General features: G+C 63.5%; 17 protein-coding genes. 11 read left to right on the top strand and 6 right to left on the bottom strand.

The window, feature by feature from the left end; all coding sequences use genetic code 11:
* Positions 1-6 precede the first annotated feature (6 nt).
* Both soxR and JG746_RS11325 read right to left on the bottom strand, forming a co-directional pair.
* Positions 7-477 carry a redox-sensitive transcriptional activator SoxR gene (gene soxR, locus JG746_RS11320; protein ID WP_202358202.1) on the bottom strand — a complete coding sequence of 157 codons (471 nt, stop codon included), beginning with the start codon at positions 475-477 and terminating at the stop codon, positions 7-9.
* A 155-nt stretch (positions 478-632) separates the two neighbouring features.
* Positions 633-1,091 (bottom strand): tRNA (cytidine(34)-2'-O)-methyltransferase, encoded by a 459-nt coding sequence (locus JG746_RS11325; protein WP_202358203.1) that lies wholly within the window; start codon positions 1,089-1,091, stop codon positions 633-635.
* Positions 1,092-1,375: 284 nt separating this feature from the next.
* Here JG746_RS11325 and JG746_RS11330 point away from each other — a divergent pair, with 284 nt between their 5' ends.
* From JG746_RS11330 to JG746_RS11350, 5 genes are read left to right on the top strand one after another with little or no spacing between them, the layout of a single operon-like run.
* Entirely contained in the window at positions 1,376-1,927 is a 552-nt protein-coding gene (locus JG746_RS11330; RefSeq protein WP_202358204.1) for a hypothetical protein, read from the top strand.
* A gap of 28 nt (positions 1,928-1,955) precedes the next feature.
* Positions 1,956-3,842 carry an ABC transporter ATP-binding protein gene (locus JG746_RS11335; RefSeq protein WP_202358205.1) on the top strand — a complete coding sequence of 629 codons (1,887 nt, stop codon included), beginning with the start codon at positions 1,956-1,958 and terminating at the stop codon, positions 3,840-3,842.
* Positions 3,843-3,852: 10 nt separating this feature from the next.
* Complete coding sequence (locus JG746_RS11340) at positions 3,853-5,736, top strand: ABC transporter ATP-binding protein (RefSeq protein ID WP_202358206.1); 1,884 nt, start codon at positions 3,853-3,855, stop codon at positions 5,734-5,736.
* Positions 5,737-5,740: 4 nt separating this feature from the next.
* On the top strand, positions 5,741-6,208 hold the full coding sequence (locus JG746_RS11345; protein ID WP_202358207.1) for a GNAT family N-acetyltransferase: 468 nt from the start codon (positions 5,741-5,743) through the stop codon (positions 6,206-6,208).
* Position 6,209: 1 nt separating this feature from the next.
* Positions 6,210-6,521, top strand: a complete 312-nt coding sequence (locus JG746_RS11350) for a DUF6665 family protein (protein WP_202358208.1) — start codon at positions 6,210-6,212, stop codon at positions 6,519-6,521.
* Positions 6,522-6,602: 81 nt separating this feature from the next.
* On the opposite strand, the gene JG746_RS11355 is transcribed toward JG746_RS11350, so the two are convergent.
* Positions 6,603-6,947: a cupin domain-containing protein gene (locus JG746_RS11355; RefSeq protein ID WP_202358209.1), complete on the bottom strand. Its 345-nt coding sequence runs from the start codon at positions 6,945-6,947 to the stop codon at positions 6,603-6,605.
* Positions 6,948-7,262: 315 nt separating this feature from the next.
* Between JG746_RS11355 and petA the strand changes: the two genes are divergently transcribed.
* The 6 genes from petA (at position 7,263) to JG746_RS11385 (ending at position 12,881) form a co-directional block, all read left to right on the top strand.
* Positions 7,263-7,823 carry a ubiquinol-cytochrome c reductase iron-sulfur subunit gene (gene petA / locus JG746_RS11360; protein ID WP_010911121.1) on the top strand — a complete coding sequence of 187 codons (561 nt, stop codon included), beginning with the start codon at positions 7,263-7,265 and terminating at the stop codon, positions 7,821-7,823.
* 16 nt (positions 7,824-7,839) lie between these two features.
* Entirely contained in the window at positions 7,840-9,141 is a 1,302-nt protein-coding gene (locus JG746_RS11365) for a cytochrome b (protein ID WP_202358210.1), read from the top strand.
* 27 nt (positions 9,142-9,168) lie between these two features.
* Positions 9,169-10,026, top strand: coding sequence for a cytochrome c1 (locus JG746_RS11370; protein WP_202358211.1), 858 nt, complete (start codon positions 9,169-9,171; stop codon positions 10,024-10,026).
* Positions 10,027-10,153: 127 nt separating this feature from the next.
* A complete protein-coding gene (locus JG746_RS11375) occupies positions 10,154-10,849 on the top strand; it encodes an acid phosphatase (protein ID WP_202358212.1) in 696 nt (231 codons plus the stop codon).
* Between the two features lie 173 nt (positions 10,850-11,022).
* A complete protein-coding gene (locus tag JG746_RS11380) occupies positions 11,023-12,168 on the top strand; it encodes an alpha-hydroxy acid oxidase (RefSeq protein WP_202358213.1) in 1,146 nt (381 codons plus the stop codon).
* Between the two features lie 167 nt (positions 12,169-12,335).
* The gene (locus JG746_RS11385) at positions 12,336-12,881 is read left to right on the top strand and encodes an adenine phosphoribosyltransferase (protein WP_202358214.1); all 546 of its coding nucleotides are present in this window, start codon (positions 12,336-12,338) and stop codon (positions 12,879-12,881) included.
* A gap of 111 nt (positions 12,882-12,992) precedes the next feature.
* Here JG746_RS11385 and JG746_RS11390 read toward each other — a convergent pair whose 3' ends face one another.
* From JG746_RS11390 to corA, 3 genes are all read right to left on the bottom strand, one after another.
* Positions 12,993-13,466 carry a MaoC family dehydratase gene (locus JG746_RS11390; RefSeq protein ID WP_202358215.1) on the bottom strand — a complete coding sequence of 158 codons (474 nt, stop codon included), beginning with the start codon at positions 13,464-13,466 and terminating at the stop codon, positions 12,993-12,995.
* Positions 13,463-13,933, bottom strand: a complete 471-nt coding sequence (locus tag JG746_RS11395; RefSeq protein ID WP_202358216.1) for a MaoC family dehydratase — start codon at positions 13,931-13,933, stop codon at positions 13,463-13,465. The genes JG746_RS11390 and JG746_RS11395 overlap by 4 nt, the downstream gene beginning before the upstream one ends.
* A 102-nt stretch (positions 13,934-14,035) precedes the next feature.
* Positions 14,036-15,010, bottom strand: coding sequence for a magnesium/cobalt transporter CorA (gene corA, locus JG746_RS11400; RefSeq protein ID WP_202358217.1), 975 nt, complete (start codon positions 15,008-15,010; stop codon positions 14,036-14,038).
* Positions 15,011-15,143: the final 133 nt, after the last annotated feature.

The following is a 15,143-nucleotide window of genomic DNA, read 5'->3' on the forward strand; positions in this document are numbered from 1 at the left end:
CGCCTTTCAGGCACCTTCTTCCCGTGAACGGGAAGAAGGAAGAACCAGCCTGCGCGCCCCAGTTCCTTCCCTGGCCAGCCGGTCGCCCTTGTTCCTGAGCGGGCATTTGTCGATCGACATGCAGCCGCAGCCGATGCAGTCGGACAGCCCGTCGCGCAGTTTCTTCAGCTGGTCGATCTTGTGGTCGAGCGCGTCGCGCCAGGCGGTCGACAAGAGGCCCCAGTCGTCGCGGGTCGGCGTGCGGCCTTCGGGCAGGGAGGCCAGTGCCTCGCCGATCTCGGCCAGCGAGATGCCGACTTCCTGCGCGACCTTGATGATCGCCACCCGCCGCAGCACGTCGCGGCCATAGCGGCGCTGGTTGCCGGACGTGCGGTGGCTGCGGATCAGCCCGCGCGCTTCATAGAAATGCAGTGCCGACACCGCGACGCCGCTGCGCATGGCCACCTGGCCGACCGTCAATTCCGTTACTGGAGCCATTTCCGATTTTCCGCTTGACCTCAAGTTAAGTTGAGCTTGTAGCGAAGAAACATCGATTGGGCAAATGACAGGAGAAGGCGATGTGCGCCTGGGTGAGAATGGCCGGAGAAACCGCTGCCGTCGGCGACGGCAGGGCCGTCGACGGGCCGCGGATCCTATCCGAGCTGCCGAACGGCTTCGCCCGCCACCATGGCGACGGAGAGCGCGACATTGATGCTGCGCGCGCTGCCCTGCATGGGGATGGTCAGCCGCGCATCCGCGGCCTGATGGACAAGATCCGGCACGCCTGCGGATTCGCGGCCGAACAGGAGGATGTCGCCGTCCGCAAAGCTGAAGTTGGTGTAGGGGGCCGCAGCTTTGGTCGACAGAAGCACCAGCCGGTGCCTGTCCTTCCTGCGCCAGTCCTCGAAGGCGTTCCAGTCAATGTGCCGGGTCAGGGCAGCCATTTCGAGGTAGTCCATGCCGGCGCGCTTGAGCGCCTTGTCGGAAAGCGGAAAGCCGGCCGGTTCGATGATATCGACGCCGAGGCCGAGGCACGCGGCGAAGCGCAGGATTGTCCCGGTATTGCCGGCAATGTCCGGCTGGTAGAGCGCGATGCGGAGACGACGGTTCATTTCCGCGTCCTTCTAATAAGTGGCAGATCGGCCACAGGAGCTTCCCGGTTTTGGAAATTGCTGGACCTGCGGGTGGCCATTTTCTGCGAAGTCGGGTATGTCAGTCGCATTGTCAACCCGAACCGATGGAGGGGACACTCATGATGACCATGCACATCCAGCGCCCCTCTCGTGGGCTTGTACGCCTGCCGGCGGCTTCGGTTCGACAATTCTCCTGAATCTCTAAGACTTGATCGCACCGATTCCCGCCGAAACACCTTTTCGGTTGTCGAAGGAATCCTGCGATGTTTTTCAAAAAGCCAAAAGGGCTGAACGCCCCAGCTGAACACGTCCAGACCGGCGCCGAGCGTCGGTTGCGGACCGACGCAATCCGTGCCTCCGGCCGAATGCCGGCGGACGATGTTGCTTCGCCTTTCCATCTCTATTTTCATACGGAGGACGGACCGATGTTCGATCCCTACAGAATACCGGGCTCGAGGAGCCTGCATATCCACCGGCTGCCGACCTGGGCGCTGCTGATCGGCGAGACCTATTCGTCGGCGGTCCACGCCGAAGTCCGGCGCCGGCCGCATCGCGGCATGCTGCCGGATGTAGATTTCTCGCACGCTGTTCCGGACCCCAGCCGGCCTTCGCTGGTGCGCCGGATCATCCGGCTGATCCGGCCGGGCGCGAAAATCAGGCTTGTCGACACCGCCCCGTCAGGATCGTCAAGCGAGCCTGTCGGCGAAAAGCCCGCGAGCCCCTATATTGCGCGAAGCGGGGCCGACGGTCCGGATGATTCCGGACCGTCGGCCTTCGGCGCCGCCGGGGACTTCGTACGTCGCCAAGCCGCGTGAGCGGAAAACAGATTTAAGAGCATGACCCATGTTGTTGTTTAACTGGTTTGAAAGAAGGCTCGATCCGTTCCCGGCAGCGGAACCGGTAGAGCCGCCCAAGACGCTGGTCGCCTTCTGCCTGCATTATACGCGCGGTGCATGGCCCTATATCCTCGTCGACGCGGTGCTGGTTGCGGCCATCGCCATAGCGGAAGTGTGGATGTTCGGCTTCCTCGGCAGCATCGTCGACTGGCTGTCGGGGCAGAATCGCGAAACCTTCCTGCAGACGGAGGGCTGGAAGCTCGCCGCAATGGCCTTCATCGTGCTGTTCGCGCTGCCGGGCACGGTATGGGTGCATTCGCTGCTCAACCAGCAGACGCTGATGGGCAATTATCCCATGCGCATCCGCTGGCAGGTGCACCGCTACCTGCTCAACCAGTCGATGAGCTTCTACCAGGACGAGTTCGCCGGCCGCATCGCCACCAAGCTGATGCAGACGGCGCTCGCCGTGCGCGAATGCGTCATCAAGGTGATCGACGTGCTCAACTACGTCATCGTCTATTTCCTGGGCATGCTGTTGATCGTCGGCTCGGCCGACTGGCGGCTGGCCGCGCCTCTCGCGGTCTGGCTGGTCGGCTACGTCCTCTTGCTGCGCTACTTCATCCCGCGCCTGGGCAAGGTCGGCGAGGAGCAGGCCAATGCGCGCTCGGTCATGACCGGCCGCGTCGTCGACAGCTACTCCAACATCCAGACGGTCAAGCTGTTCAGCCATGCCAAGCGCGAGGCGACTTTCGCCAGGGAAGGCATGATGGGCTTCCTCGACACGGTCTACCGGTCGATGCGGCTGGTGACGGTGCTTTTCGGCACGCTCTACATTCTGAACGCCCTGCTGCTGTTCTCCGTCACCGCCATCTCGCTGTGGCTGTGGATGGGGCAAGTGGTGACGATCGGTGCGGTTGCCGTGGTCATCGGCCTGGTGCTCAGGATGTGGGGCATGTCGCAGTGGATCATGTGGGAAATGTCGGGCCTGTTCGAGAATATCGGCACGGTGCAGGATGGAATCGCCTCGATCTCGCTGCCGCGGCTGGTCGAGGACAGGCCGGACGCGAGGGAGATCGCCGTTTCCAGGGGCGAGATCCGCTTCGAGGATATCCGCTTCCACTATGGCAAGCAGAAAGGCGTGATCGAAAACCTGTCGCTGACGGTGAAGCCGGGCGAGAAGGTCGGCATTGTCGGTCGATCGGGCGCCGGCAAGTCGACACTGGTCAATCTGCTGTTGCGCTTCTACGACCTGGAAAGCGGCAGGATCCTGATCGACGGCCAGGAGATTGCCGGCGTGAAGCAGGATTCGCTGCGCGCCCAGATCGGCATGGTCACGCAGGACACCTCGCTGCTGCATCGTTCGGTGCGCGAGAACATCCTCTACGGCCGGCCCGATGCATCGGACGAGATGCTTGTCGAGGCGGCGCGGCGGGCCGAAGCGCTGGACTTCATTGGCGGCCTCGCGGATCACAAGGGCCGCAAGGGGTTTGACGCCTATGTCGGCGACCGTGGCGTCAAATTGTCCGGCGGCCAGCGGCAACGCATCGCCATTGCTCGCGTTATGTTGAAGGATGCGCCGATACTTATCCTTGACGAGGCGACGTCGGCGCTGGATTCCGAGGCGGAGGCGGCCATCCAGGAGAACCTCTACAAGCTCATGCAGGGCAAGACCGTCATCGCCATCGCACACCGCCTGTCGACCATCGCGGCGATGGACAGGCTCGTGGTGATGGATCAGGGCCGTGTCATCGAGGAAGGTTCGCACGACGAACTGGTCGCCAGGGGCGGGCTCTACGCGCAGCTCTGGCAGCGCCAGTCGGGCGGGTTCCTGCTCGAGGACATACCGGCCGAGGTCGCCAACGACGTGATCGCGAAGGGGCAAGCCGCAGAATGATGGCCGCCGCATGATGACAGCCATCTATCGCTGGTTCGAGAACTGGGTCTACCCGTTCAGGGAGCCGGCCAATCTTCGGCCGCCATCGAGCGTCGGCGGTTTTCTCTGGCACTATGTCGGCCAGGCGAAGTTCGCCTTTTTTGCCATGCTGGTGATCGGCGGCATCGCGCCGCTGGTCGAGGCCGGTCTGTTCTACTTCGTCGGGCGGCTGGTCGATATCCTCGACCAGCTTCCCGGCGAACGCAGCTGGCATGCACTGTGGGCCGCCGCCGGCCCCGAACTGGTGTTCATGATCGCGGTCGTGCTGGTCATCCGCACCGTCGTCGTCGGCCTGTCGGCGCTGGTCGACGAGCAGACGATCACGCCCGGCTTCTACAATCTGGTGCGCTGGCAGGCGCATCGGCATGTCTCGCGCCAGTCCTACGCCTTCTTCCAGAACGATTTCGCCGGCCGCATCGCGACGAAAGTCTGGCAGGCGGGACAAGCCACCGGCGACCTGATGGAAAGCTTCATCGAGGTCGTCTGGTTCATGCTCGTCTATACGGTGACGACGCTGGCCCTGGTCGCAGGGTTGGATCTGCGGCTGGCGGCGTTGGTGGTGGTCTGGATCGTGGCCTTCGGCTTGCTGGCAAGACTCTATCTGCCGGCGATCCGCAAGAATGCCGAGGCCACGGCCGAGGCAGGCTCGATGATCAATGGCCGCATCGTCGATTCCTATTCCAACGTGCAGACGTTGAAACTGTTCTCGGCCGATGGCGACGACCGTTACATCAGGAACGGTTTCGACATCTATCTCGACGCGCTGCGCCCCTTCACCCGCCGGCTGACCGGCGTGCGCATGGCGCTGACGACGCTGTCGGGCATCATGATCACGGCGATCGGCTGCTTTGCCGTCTATCTCTGGGTCGAGGGCTCGATCACCGTCGGCGCGGTCGCCTTCACCCTGTCGCTGGTGCTGCGGCTTAACATGCTGCTCGGCCGGTTGATGATGCAGCTCAACGGCATTCTGCGGAATCTCGGCGTGCTGGAGAACTCCAAGGCACTGATCTCGCAGCCGCTGGGCCTCGTCGATGCACCCGACGCCAAGGAGCTTGTGGTGACCGGCGGACGCATCGAGGTGAAAAATGTCGAGTTCCACTACGGCAAGGGGTTCGGCGTGCTGAACGGCATCGACCTTGTCGTCAAGCCGGGCGAGAAGGTCGGGCTGGTCGGGCCATCGGGCGCCGGCAAGACCACGCTCGCCAATCTGATCCTGCGGCTCTACGACCTGGAAAGCGGGTCGATCGCCATTGATGGCCAGAGCGTTGCCGAGGTGACACAGAATTCGCTGCGCGCCAATATCGGCGTCGTCAGCCAGGATACGGCGCTCTTCCACCGTTCGCTGCGTGACAACATCAAGCTCGGCATGCCAGACGCCAGCGACGCCGAGGTGATCGCCGCGGCCAGGAAGGCCGAGGCGCATGACTTCATCCTGGGCCTGCGCGACAACCGGGATCGGGCCGGCTACGAGGCCTTTGTCGGCGAGCGCGGCGTGAAACTGTCAGGCGGCCAGCGCCAGCGCGTGGCAATCGCCCGTGTCTTCCTGAAGGACGCGCCGATCCTGATCCTCGACGAGGCGACGTCGGCGCTCGATTCCGACATCGAGGCGGCGATCCAGGAGAACCTCGCCCGGCTGATGGAGAACAAGACGGTTATCGCCATCGCCCACCGGCTGTCGACGATCGCCGCGCTCGACCGCCTGGTGGTGCTCGACGGCGGTCGCATCGTCGAGCAAGGCACGCATGACGAGCTGGTGGCGCTTGACGGGCTCTATGCAAGGCTGTGGAAGCGGCAATCCGGCGGCTTCCTCTATCACGAGGAAAGCGTGCTCGAAGAGACGCGGCCGGCGGAGTAGGCGCATGGGCGGGACGCCAGAAGTCGGCTACGTTCTCAAGCGGCTGCGGCCAACCACGCCGGCCTTCGACAGGCTGAAGGACGAGAGCCGGCTGGAAGGCTACTGGATGCTGGTGCGCCTGGCGGATGGCTGGGCAAGCGGCCGCAACAAGTTCCTGAAGCGCGGAGAGGCATTGTTCGGGGCGTGGCAGGGCGCCGACCTCGCCGGCATATGCGGGTTGAACATCGATCCTTACGCCGGGGGCAGGGACCAGGGCCGGGTCCGGCACCTGTTCGTCGGCGCGCCTCACCGCCGCGCCGGCCTCGGCCGCATGCTGGTCGAGACCGTCATCGATCGGGCACGCCGCTATTTCACCGTGTTGAACACCCGCGCGCCGCCTGAGTCCTTCGGCTTCTATGAAAGGCTTGGCTTTCAGCGCGTGGAAGGCGAAGAATTCGTCACCCACCGCATGCTGTTCGGGAAGGGGAGCTGAAATGTCCTTGCGTCCGCCATCTCATCTTGCCGGCTCTTCGGCCGCTGAAGCGGCCTTCGACGCGCTTGGCCACGAAATCCTGGCCGAGAAGGCGGCGGCGCTCGGCCGTGCCGGCCAAAAGGTCGAGGAAACGCTGACCAGGCTGCGCGGCAATGCCGACGAACAGTTGCGCCCCAGGCTTCTCAAGGAGGCCGCCGAGGCGGTGCACGGCTATTTCATCCAGCGCGAGTTGTGCGGGCTGCGCAAGCACGACGGCGTCATCCGCGAATACGACATCCCCAGGGCTGTGCTGGTCAGGCTCGGCGCCAAATAGGGCGCTTTGTTTGACCAGGATCCCTGGACGAACAGGCTCCGTTTGTCCGGGAAAACCGGTATCCGGTTTTCGGGATCCTGGTCACTCCAGCCACTTTGTGATGAACGTGGCGTTCTCGTGGATGTCGGTCGTTTCCAGCGGGCCCGGACCGAGATTGGTGAATTTGTGCGGCGTATGAGGTGGCACGATGACAATCTGGCCGGCGGATGCCTCGATTTCCTTGTCGCCCACGGTAAACAGGCCGGTGCCCTGGCGGATGATGAAGATCTCCGCATAGGGGTGGGAATGCAGCCGCGGGCCACCGCCTTCATCAGGCAGGTAGTTGAAGATCAGGCAGGAGATGGAGCCGTAGGCGCCGCATTGCAACTCGCCCTTCCAGTGGTCGGAGCGAACCGCCCATTCCTCACGGTCTATGACGTGTGCCATGCCTGGGAGGATAGATCACACCGGCGCCCTGTGTCGAGGCAGGCTGGAGCCTCGGATTTTGCTGATATTTCCCGGTTGTTTAGCCGCCTTTCGCGGCCATTCGCCGTCCCGCCGGGCAATAGGGGATTTTGTCCCCGCGACAATCTGCCCTTGTGCCTTGACCCGTCTGGACAAAAACGGGCTTCACGCATAAACCGAAGTCCAAATGCCGGAGGAATTCGCTAGCCTGTTCGCCATGCGCTGTCGGGTTGGCGTGATTGAGCGGGGAACAAGGCTCGGCCACCGGCGCGGAAGAGGCGAAAGGATCAGGCACCCGTGAGCGCAACCGACATCCACGATCCCAATCGTCGAGATTTTCTCTATGTCGCCACGGGCATGGCCGCGGTGGTCGGGGCCGGCGCCGTCGCCTGGCCGTTCATCGACCAGATGCGCCCCGATGCCTCGACGCTGGCGCTCGCCTCGGTGGAAGTCGATGTCGCCTCGCTGACGCCCGGCATGTCGCTGATCGTCAAGTGGCGCGGCAAGCCGGTCGTGGTGCGCAACCGCACCGAAAAGGAAATGAAGGACGGCGAGGCCGTCAACCTCTCCGATCTCAAGGATCCGATCGCCCGCAACGCCAATCTGCCGGCCGACGCGCCGGCGACCGACGCCAACCGCACCACGCCCGGCAAGGAAGCCTGGATGGTGATGGTTCAGGTCTGCACGCATCTGGGCTGCATCCCGCTCGGCCAGGAAGGCGATTTCGGCGGCTGGTTCTGCCCGTGCCATGGTTCGCAGTACGACACCGCCGGCCGCATCCGCAAAGGCCCGGCGCCCGAGAACATGGCTGTGCCGGTATTCAAATTCATTTCCGATACCAAGATCCTTATCGGTTGAGGCAGGGGATATTTCGATGAGCGAGGGACACTCGACCTATACGCCCAAGACCGGTATCGAACGCTGGTTCGACGCCCGCATGCCGCTGCCGCGGCTGGTTTACGACAGCTTCATCGCCTATCCGGTGCCGCGCAACCTCAACTATGCCTGGACCTTCGGCGGCATCCTGGCGATCATGCTGGTGGCGCAGATACTGACCGGCATCGTGCTGGCCATGCACTATACTGCCGACACCAATCTCGCCTTCGGCTCCGTCGAAAAGATCATGCGTGACGTCAATTCCGGCTGGCTGTTGCGCTACATGCACGCCAACGGCGCCTCGTTCTTCTTCGTCGCCGTCTACATCCACATCTTCCGTGGCCTCTACTACGGCTCCTACAAGGCGCCGCGCGAGCTGCTGTGGATCCTCGGCTGCATCATCTACCTGCTGATGATGGCGACCGGCTTCATGGGCTATGTGCTGCCGTGGGGGCAGATGAGCTTCTGGGGCGCCACCGTCATCACCGGCTTCTTCAGCGCCATCCCGCTGGTCGGCGACTGGATCCAGCAACTGCTGCTCGGCGGCTTCGCCGTCGATAATCCGACGCTGAACCGCTTCTTCGCGCTGCACTACCTCTTGCCGTTCATGATTGCCGGCGTCGTCGTGCTCCACGTCTGGGCGCTGCATGTGGTGGGCCAGTCGAACCCTACCGGCATCGAGGTCAAGTCGAAGACCGACACCGTCGCCTTCACGCCCTACGCGACCATCAAGGACGCGTTCGGCATGATCGTGTTCCTGTTCTTCTTCGCCTATTTCGTCTTCTACCTGCCGAACTATCTCGGCCATCCGGACAATTACACGGTCGCCAACCCGCTGAAGACCCCGGCCCATATCGTTCCGGAATGGTATTTCCTGCCGTTCTACGCGATCCTGCGCGCCATCACCTTCAACATCGGGCCGATCAATTCCAAGCTCGGCGGCGTGCTGTGCATGTTCGGCGCCATCGTCATGCTGTTCCTGGTGCCGTGGCTCGACACGTCCAAGGTGCGCTCGGCGGTCTACCGGCCCTGGTACAAGCTGTTCTTCTGGCTGTTCGTGGCCGACGCCATCCTGCTCGGCTGGCTGGGCTCGCAGCCGGCGGAAGGCAGCTATGTGTTCATGGCGCAGATGGCGACGCTGTTCTACTTCGCCTTCTTCCTGATCGCGCTGCCGGTGCTTGGCCTGATCGAGACACCGCGCAGGCTGCCGAACTCGATCACCGAAGCGGTGCTCGAAAAGAACAAGGGTGGCAGCGGGCATCCGGCGGGCGCCACGGCCGCGCCAGAGACCAAGGGCTGAGCGGTAGAGAATCTAAGGGGATTTGGCATGAAAAAGATTCTCACCTCGCTGGCGCTGGTCGGCCTCGTGGCCGCCGGCACCGCAGCGTTCGCGGCCGAAGAGGCGCACAACGCGGCGGCGCCCACGCATTTCCCGATCAACGAACCGAAGGAAATGAACTGGAGCTTCACCGGCCCGTTCGGCACTTATGACAAGGCGCAGCTGCAGCGTGGCCTGAAGGTCTACAAGGAAGTCTGCTCGGCCTGCCATTCGATGAACCTGGTGGCGTTCCGCACCCTGTCGGACCTCGGCTACAACGAAGCCCAGATCAAGACGCTGGCCGCCGAATACACCATCCATGACGGTCCCAACGACGCCGGCGACATGTTCGACCGTCCCGGCAAGCCGTCCGACCACTTCCCGGCGCCGTTCGCCAATGAGGAGGCCGCGGCCGCCTCCAATGGTGGCGCGGCTCCGCCCGACATGTCGCTGCTGGCCAAGGCGCGTGGCGTCGAGCGCGGCTTCCCGCAGTTCGTCTTCGATATCTTCACCCAGTATGACGCGGGCGGCCCCGACTACATCCATTCGCTGCTGACCGGCTACGACCAGACACCGCCGGCCGGAATGGTCATCCCGGAAGGCACACACTACAACCCGTACTTCATGTCCGGCGTGTCGCTGAAGATGCCCAAGCCCCTCTCCGACGGCCAGGTGACCTATGATGACGGTTCGCCGCAGACCGTCGACCAGTATTCCCGCGACGTGGCTGCCTTCCTGACCTGGGCCGCCGAGCCGCACATGGAAGACCGCAAGAAGATGGGCTTCCGCGTGCTGGTGTTCCTGCTGCTCTTCGGGGCGCTGGTCTACCTCACCAAGCGCAAGGTGTGGGAAGGCGTCGCGCACTAAGCAGCGCGCCCAACCGACCACAAAAGGCGCCGAAAGGCGCCTTTTTGCATTTCAGGCGACAGGCTGTGTCACATGGCCGTCACCGCCAACAGCGATCCTGCGTCATTCCCACCAAAGGATCGCACCCATGAAGAAATACGCATCGCTGACTGCTGGTCTGCTGTTGCTGGTCATCGGCTCGGCCGCCCAGGCCGAAGACGCAAAGCCCTTCGTCACCAACAAGGACATCGACCTGACGATGATCCTGCCGCCGCCGCCGGCAAACGATTCGGCGCAGACCAAGGCCGAACTCGGCGCGGTGCTGACGCTGCAGGTGACGCGCACGCCCGAGATGATTGCCAGCGCCGTTGCCGACTCCGAAGAGAATGTCTGGCGCTTTGCAAACGTCATGGGGCCGAATTTCACCAAGGACAAGCTGCCGAAGTTCAGCGCCTTCTTCGACCGCGTGGTCGAGACCGAAGGCGCTGTCGTCGATCCGGCCAAGGATGTCTGGAAGCGCCCGCGTCCGCATCAGCTCAGCGACCTCGTCAAGCCGGTGGTCAAGCTGTCGAGCTCCGGCTCCTGGCCGTCCGGCCACGCCACGGTCGGCACCATGATGGGCATCATCCTGGCCGACATGGTTCCGGAGAAGCGCGCCAAGATCATGGCGCGTGCGGCCGAATACGACCACAATCGTGAGGTTGGCGGCATCCACTATGCGTCCGATGTCGAGATGGGCAAGATTTCCGGCAGCGTCATTGCCGCTGTCCTGCTCAACCGGGACGACTTCAAGGCCGAATACGAAGTGGCCAGGGCCGAGCTTCGTTCCGATCTCGGCATGTAATCTTCGCCGGCAGCCGGCTTCGATGCGAGGGGCGCTCCAGGCGCCCCTTTTTCTTTTCACGGCCATGCCCGGCGGGGTTCAGCAATTAGTCCGTTGGCATGGCGGCATCGGATTGATATTCGACGCATCGAAGGGCGGCAAAGGCTGGCCCGCCATGGCCTGGGAAATCGATGATGCGGCTCAACGACTGTCATAACTTTTCCGATTTCCGCCGCATGGCGCGGCGAAGGCTGCCGGGGCCGATCTTCAACTACATCGACGGTGCGGCCGACGATGAGGTCACCTATCGCCGCAACACCGAAAGCTTCGAGACCTGCGATCTCGTTCCCAACGTGCTGCGTGGGGTAAGCGAGATCGACATGTCGGTGACGGTGATGGGGCAAAAGCTGGCCATGCCGTTCTACTGCTCGCCGACCGCCCTGCAGCGGCTTTTCCATCATCAGGGCGAGCGCGCCGTGGCGAAGGCCGCCGCCAAATACGGCACCATGTTCGGGGTCTCCTCGCTGGGCACCGTCAGCCTCGAGGAGGCGCGCGGGATCAGCAGCAGTCCACAGGTCTACCAGTTCTATTTCCACCGGGATCGCGGCCTCAACCGGGCGATGATGCAGCGGGCGAAGCAGGTTGGCGTCGAGGTGATGATGCTGACCGTCGACAGCATCACGGGGGGAAACCGCGAGCGCGACAAGCGCACCGGCTTTGCCATTCCCTTCAAGCTCAACCTTGCGGGAATGGCGCAGTTCGCGCTCAAGCCGGCCTGGGCGATCAATTATTTCACGCATGAGGGGTTCAAGCTGCCGCAGCTCGACGAGCATGTGGACATGGGCGGCGGCACGATGTCGATCAGCCGCTATTTCACCGAAATGCTCGATCCGTCGATGACCTGGGACGATGTCGCCGAGATGGTCAGGCAGTGGTCGGGGCCGTTCTGCCTCAAAGGCGTCATGTCGGTCGAGGACGCCAAACGCGCCGTCGAGATCGGCTGCAGCGGCATCGTGCTTTCCAACCATGGCGGGCGTCAGCTGGACGGTTCGCGGGCGGCATTCGACCAGTTGGCCGAGATCGTCGATGCCGTCGGCGACCGCATCGACGTCATCATGGACGGCGGCGTCCAGCGTGGCACCCATGTGTTGAAGGCGCTGTCGCTCGGTGCCAAGGCGGTGGGCCTTGGCCGCTACTATCTGTTCCCGCTGGCGGCGGCCGGCCAGCCGGGTGTCGAACGGGCGCTTGAACAGATGCGCGTCGAGATCGAACGCGGCATGAAGCTGATGGGCTGCAGTTCGATCGGACAATTGTCACGCGAGAACCTGCGCTTCCGGTAACCGGCACAGCATCGGCGCGGACGATCGTGGCGCCGGCCAGGCCAACCCTTTGCCGGATGCGCTTGTCTCGGCCGCCACATCGCGCTAGCCGTTGTCGGTCGCGCCGGGTTACGATCGGTCTCCCGCGCCGTTGCAAACCTGTCAGCTGGATCATCCGGAGCCACTTCATGAAACCTTCGCTCGAAGACACGCTGCTGGCGTCGATCCGCACCATCCCGGACTATCCCAGGCCCGGCATCCTGTTTCGCGACATCACCACGCTGCTCGGCAATGCGCGCGCCTTCCGCCGCGCCATCGACGAACTGGTTCATCCCTATGCCGGGCAGAAGATCGACAAGATCGCCGGCATCGAGGCGCGCGGCTTCATCCTGGGCGGCGCCGTAGCCCACCAGCTTTCGGCCGGCTTCGTGCCGATCCGCAAGAAGGGCAAGCTGCCCTATGAGACGGTGCGCGTCGCCTACAGCCTGGAATACGGGCTGGACGAGATGGAGATGCACAAGGACGGCGTTGCCCCTGGCGAGAAGGTGATCCTGGTTGACGACCTGATCGCCACCGGCGGCACGGCTGAGGCGGCGGTCAAGCTGCTGCGCCAGATCGGCGCCGATATCCTCGCCGCCTGCTTCGTCATCGACCTGCCGGACCTCGGCGGTCGTGCCAAGCTCGAGGCGCTTGGCGTGCCGGTCAGGACGCTGATCGGGTTCGAGGGGCATTGAGGGGCGATTGATCACAACCGCCCGGCCGGGTCCCCGCTGCTTCGCAGCGTCCCGGCATTCGTCGGCCTTTCATCGTGCCACTGGCACGATGAATTCGCTTACGCGAACCGGCTACTCACCCACCTTCACCAGCACGGCGCTTTCAAACTCCAGCACCTTGTCGCCGGTCGAATCGAAGGCCTCCGCGCGCAGCGACAGCATTCGCCAGCCGGGACGCGAGACGATGGGACGGTGGGATAGCGCGGTGCGGCTGAAGGTGACGGTTTCGCCGGCAAAGACCGGTTTCAGCCACTTCAGGTTCTTGAAACCGGGCGAGGGGCCGAATTCCGGGACCGGGCCGGGGCCGTTCCAGTTGGCGCCCTCGGCATCCATGCTCGCTTCGAGGTTGAGCTTCATCCAGGTGGCGGCGGTGTGCCAGCCGGAGGCGCATAGCCCGCCGAGCACGCTCTTCCTGGCGGCCTCTTCGTCGATGTGAAAGATCTGCGGGTCGTATTTGCGGGCGAACGCCTTGATCGCCTCGGGCTCGAATGTGTGCGAGCCCAGCGTCATCGTGGTGCCGATGCGGAAGAATTCATCCAGGGTCATGCCTGATACCCCGCCGCATCGCGCGTCAGGAACATGACGGAATTCTCGAGCTCGAAGACGCTTTCGCCGCGCTGGTTGACCAGCTCGCTGCGCATGGTGACGAAGCCGAGTTGCGGCTTCGATCGCGACAGGCGCTTGGCCAGCACGACCAGGTTGCCCCTGAGCGTATCGCCGGCCAGGACCGGTTTCTTCCACTTGACCTGATCGACGCCGGGCGAGCCCTGGCAGGTGGAGTCCAACAGGAAGGCATCGCACAGCATGCGCATGAACATGGCGCAGCTGTGCCAGCCGGAGGCCGAGAGGCCGCCCAGAATGCTGGCCTTGCCGGCGTCCTCGTCGAGATGCATCGGCTGGGCATCGAATTCGCTGGCGAACTCGATGATCTCGGCGGCGCTCACCTGTTTCGTGCCGAGGTCGAACGAGGCGCCCTCGACGAAATCCTCATAGGCCCATGTTTTTCGGGTCATGTCGGCAATCCGGTTAATTCCCAAGATCGGGCAACCCGGATGCAGGCCGGCAGCGATTTGGTCAAGTCCTTTCTGGTGAGCCAGCCTGCGGGGCGGCGGCGCTCAGAGCCAGCCGCGGCGGCGGAAGTACCAGAAGGGCAGGATTGCCGACAGGATCATCAGACCGATGGCGAAGGGATAACCGAAATGCCATTTCAGCTCGGGAATGACATCGAAATTCATGCCGTAGATCGAGGCGACCAGCGTCGGCGGCAGGAAGATGACGGCGGCGACCGAGAAGATCTTGATGATGGCGTTCTGCTCGATCGAGATCATGCCGAGCGTGGCGTCGAGCAGGAAGGAGATCTTCTGCGACAGGAAGGTGGCGTGGTCGGCGAGCGACAGCACGTCGCGCGACAAGGTCTTGATGCGGGCACGGACATCCTTGCTCATCTTGGTCTGGGTCGCGACATGGGCGAGGAAGCCGGCCAGGCGCTGCAGCGAGATCAGGCTGTCGCGTACGGACGAGGCGATGTCCTCCTTGCGGCCGATGGCTTTCAAGAGTTCCTGGAAGTCGCGGTTGCGCTTCGACACCTTGGTCGAGCGCGCTTCGAAGATATCGCGCGAAATCCCCTCGATGTCGCGGCCGGCGCGTTCGAGGATGTCGGCGAGACGGTCGACGATCGCTTCCAGCAGGCCGATCAGGATGGTGTCGCCGCTGGTACAGCCTGTCGCCACCTTCTCGGCGCGCAGCGGAAAGGTCTTGAAGGCCTTCGGTTCATGATAGCGGATGGTGATCAGCCTTTTGCCGGCAAGCGCGAAGGTGACCGGCGACATCAGGGGATCGTCGACCTCGGTCTGGGCGGGCAAGGTGGCGGTCATGAAGTAGGCGCCATCCTCGATGTAGAGACGGCTGGAAATCTCGATCTCCTCCATCTCCTCGCGGGTCGGGATGGCGACGCCAAGCCAGCTTTCGATGGCGGCTTCTTCTTCCTTGGTCGGACTGACCAGATCGGCCCAGACAACCCTGTCGCCCTCGGCCAGCAGGTCATCGACGACGCGCAGGCGATCATTGTCCACGACAAATGCCTTGATCATCGCCAGATCTCCCCTGCGAAGGTGCGTTCGGATGCGCGTCGTGTCGGATTTCACGGCACTTCGTCGTGTGCGCGACCGTGTGCAAGCCGCTTAGACCTGTGGCATGACGAAAGCAAGACAAGGCCGGATCGGG

Source organism: Mesorhizobium sp. 113-3-3 (genome assembly GCF_016756495.1).
Classification (GTDB): Bacteria; Pseudomonadota; Alphaproteobacteria; order Rhizobiales; family Rhizobiaceae; genus Mesorhizobium.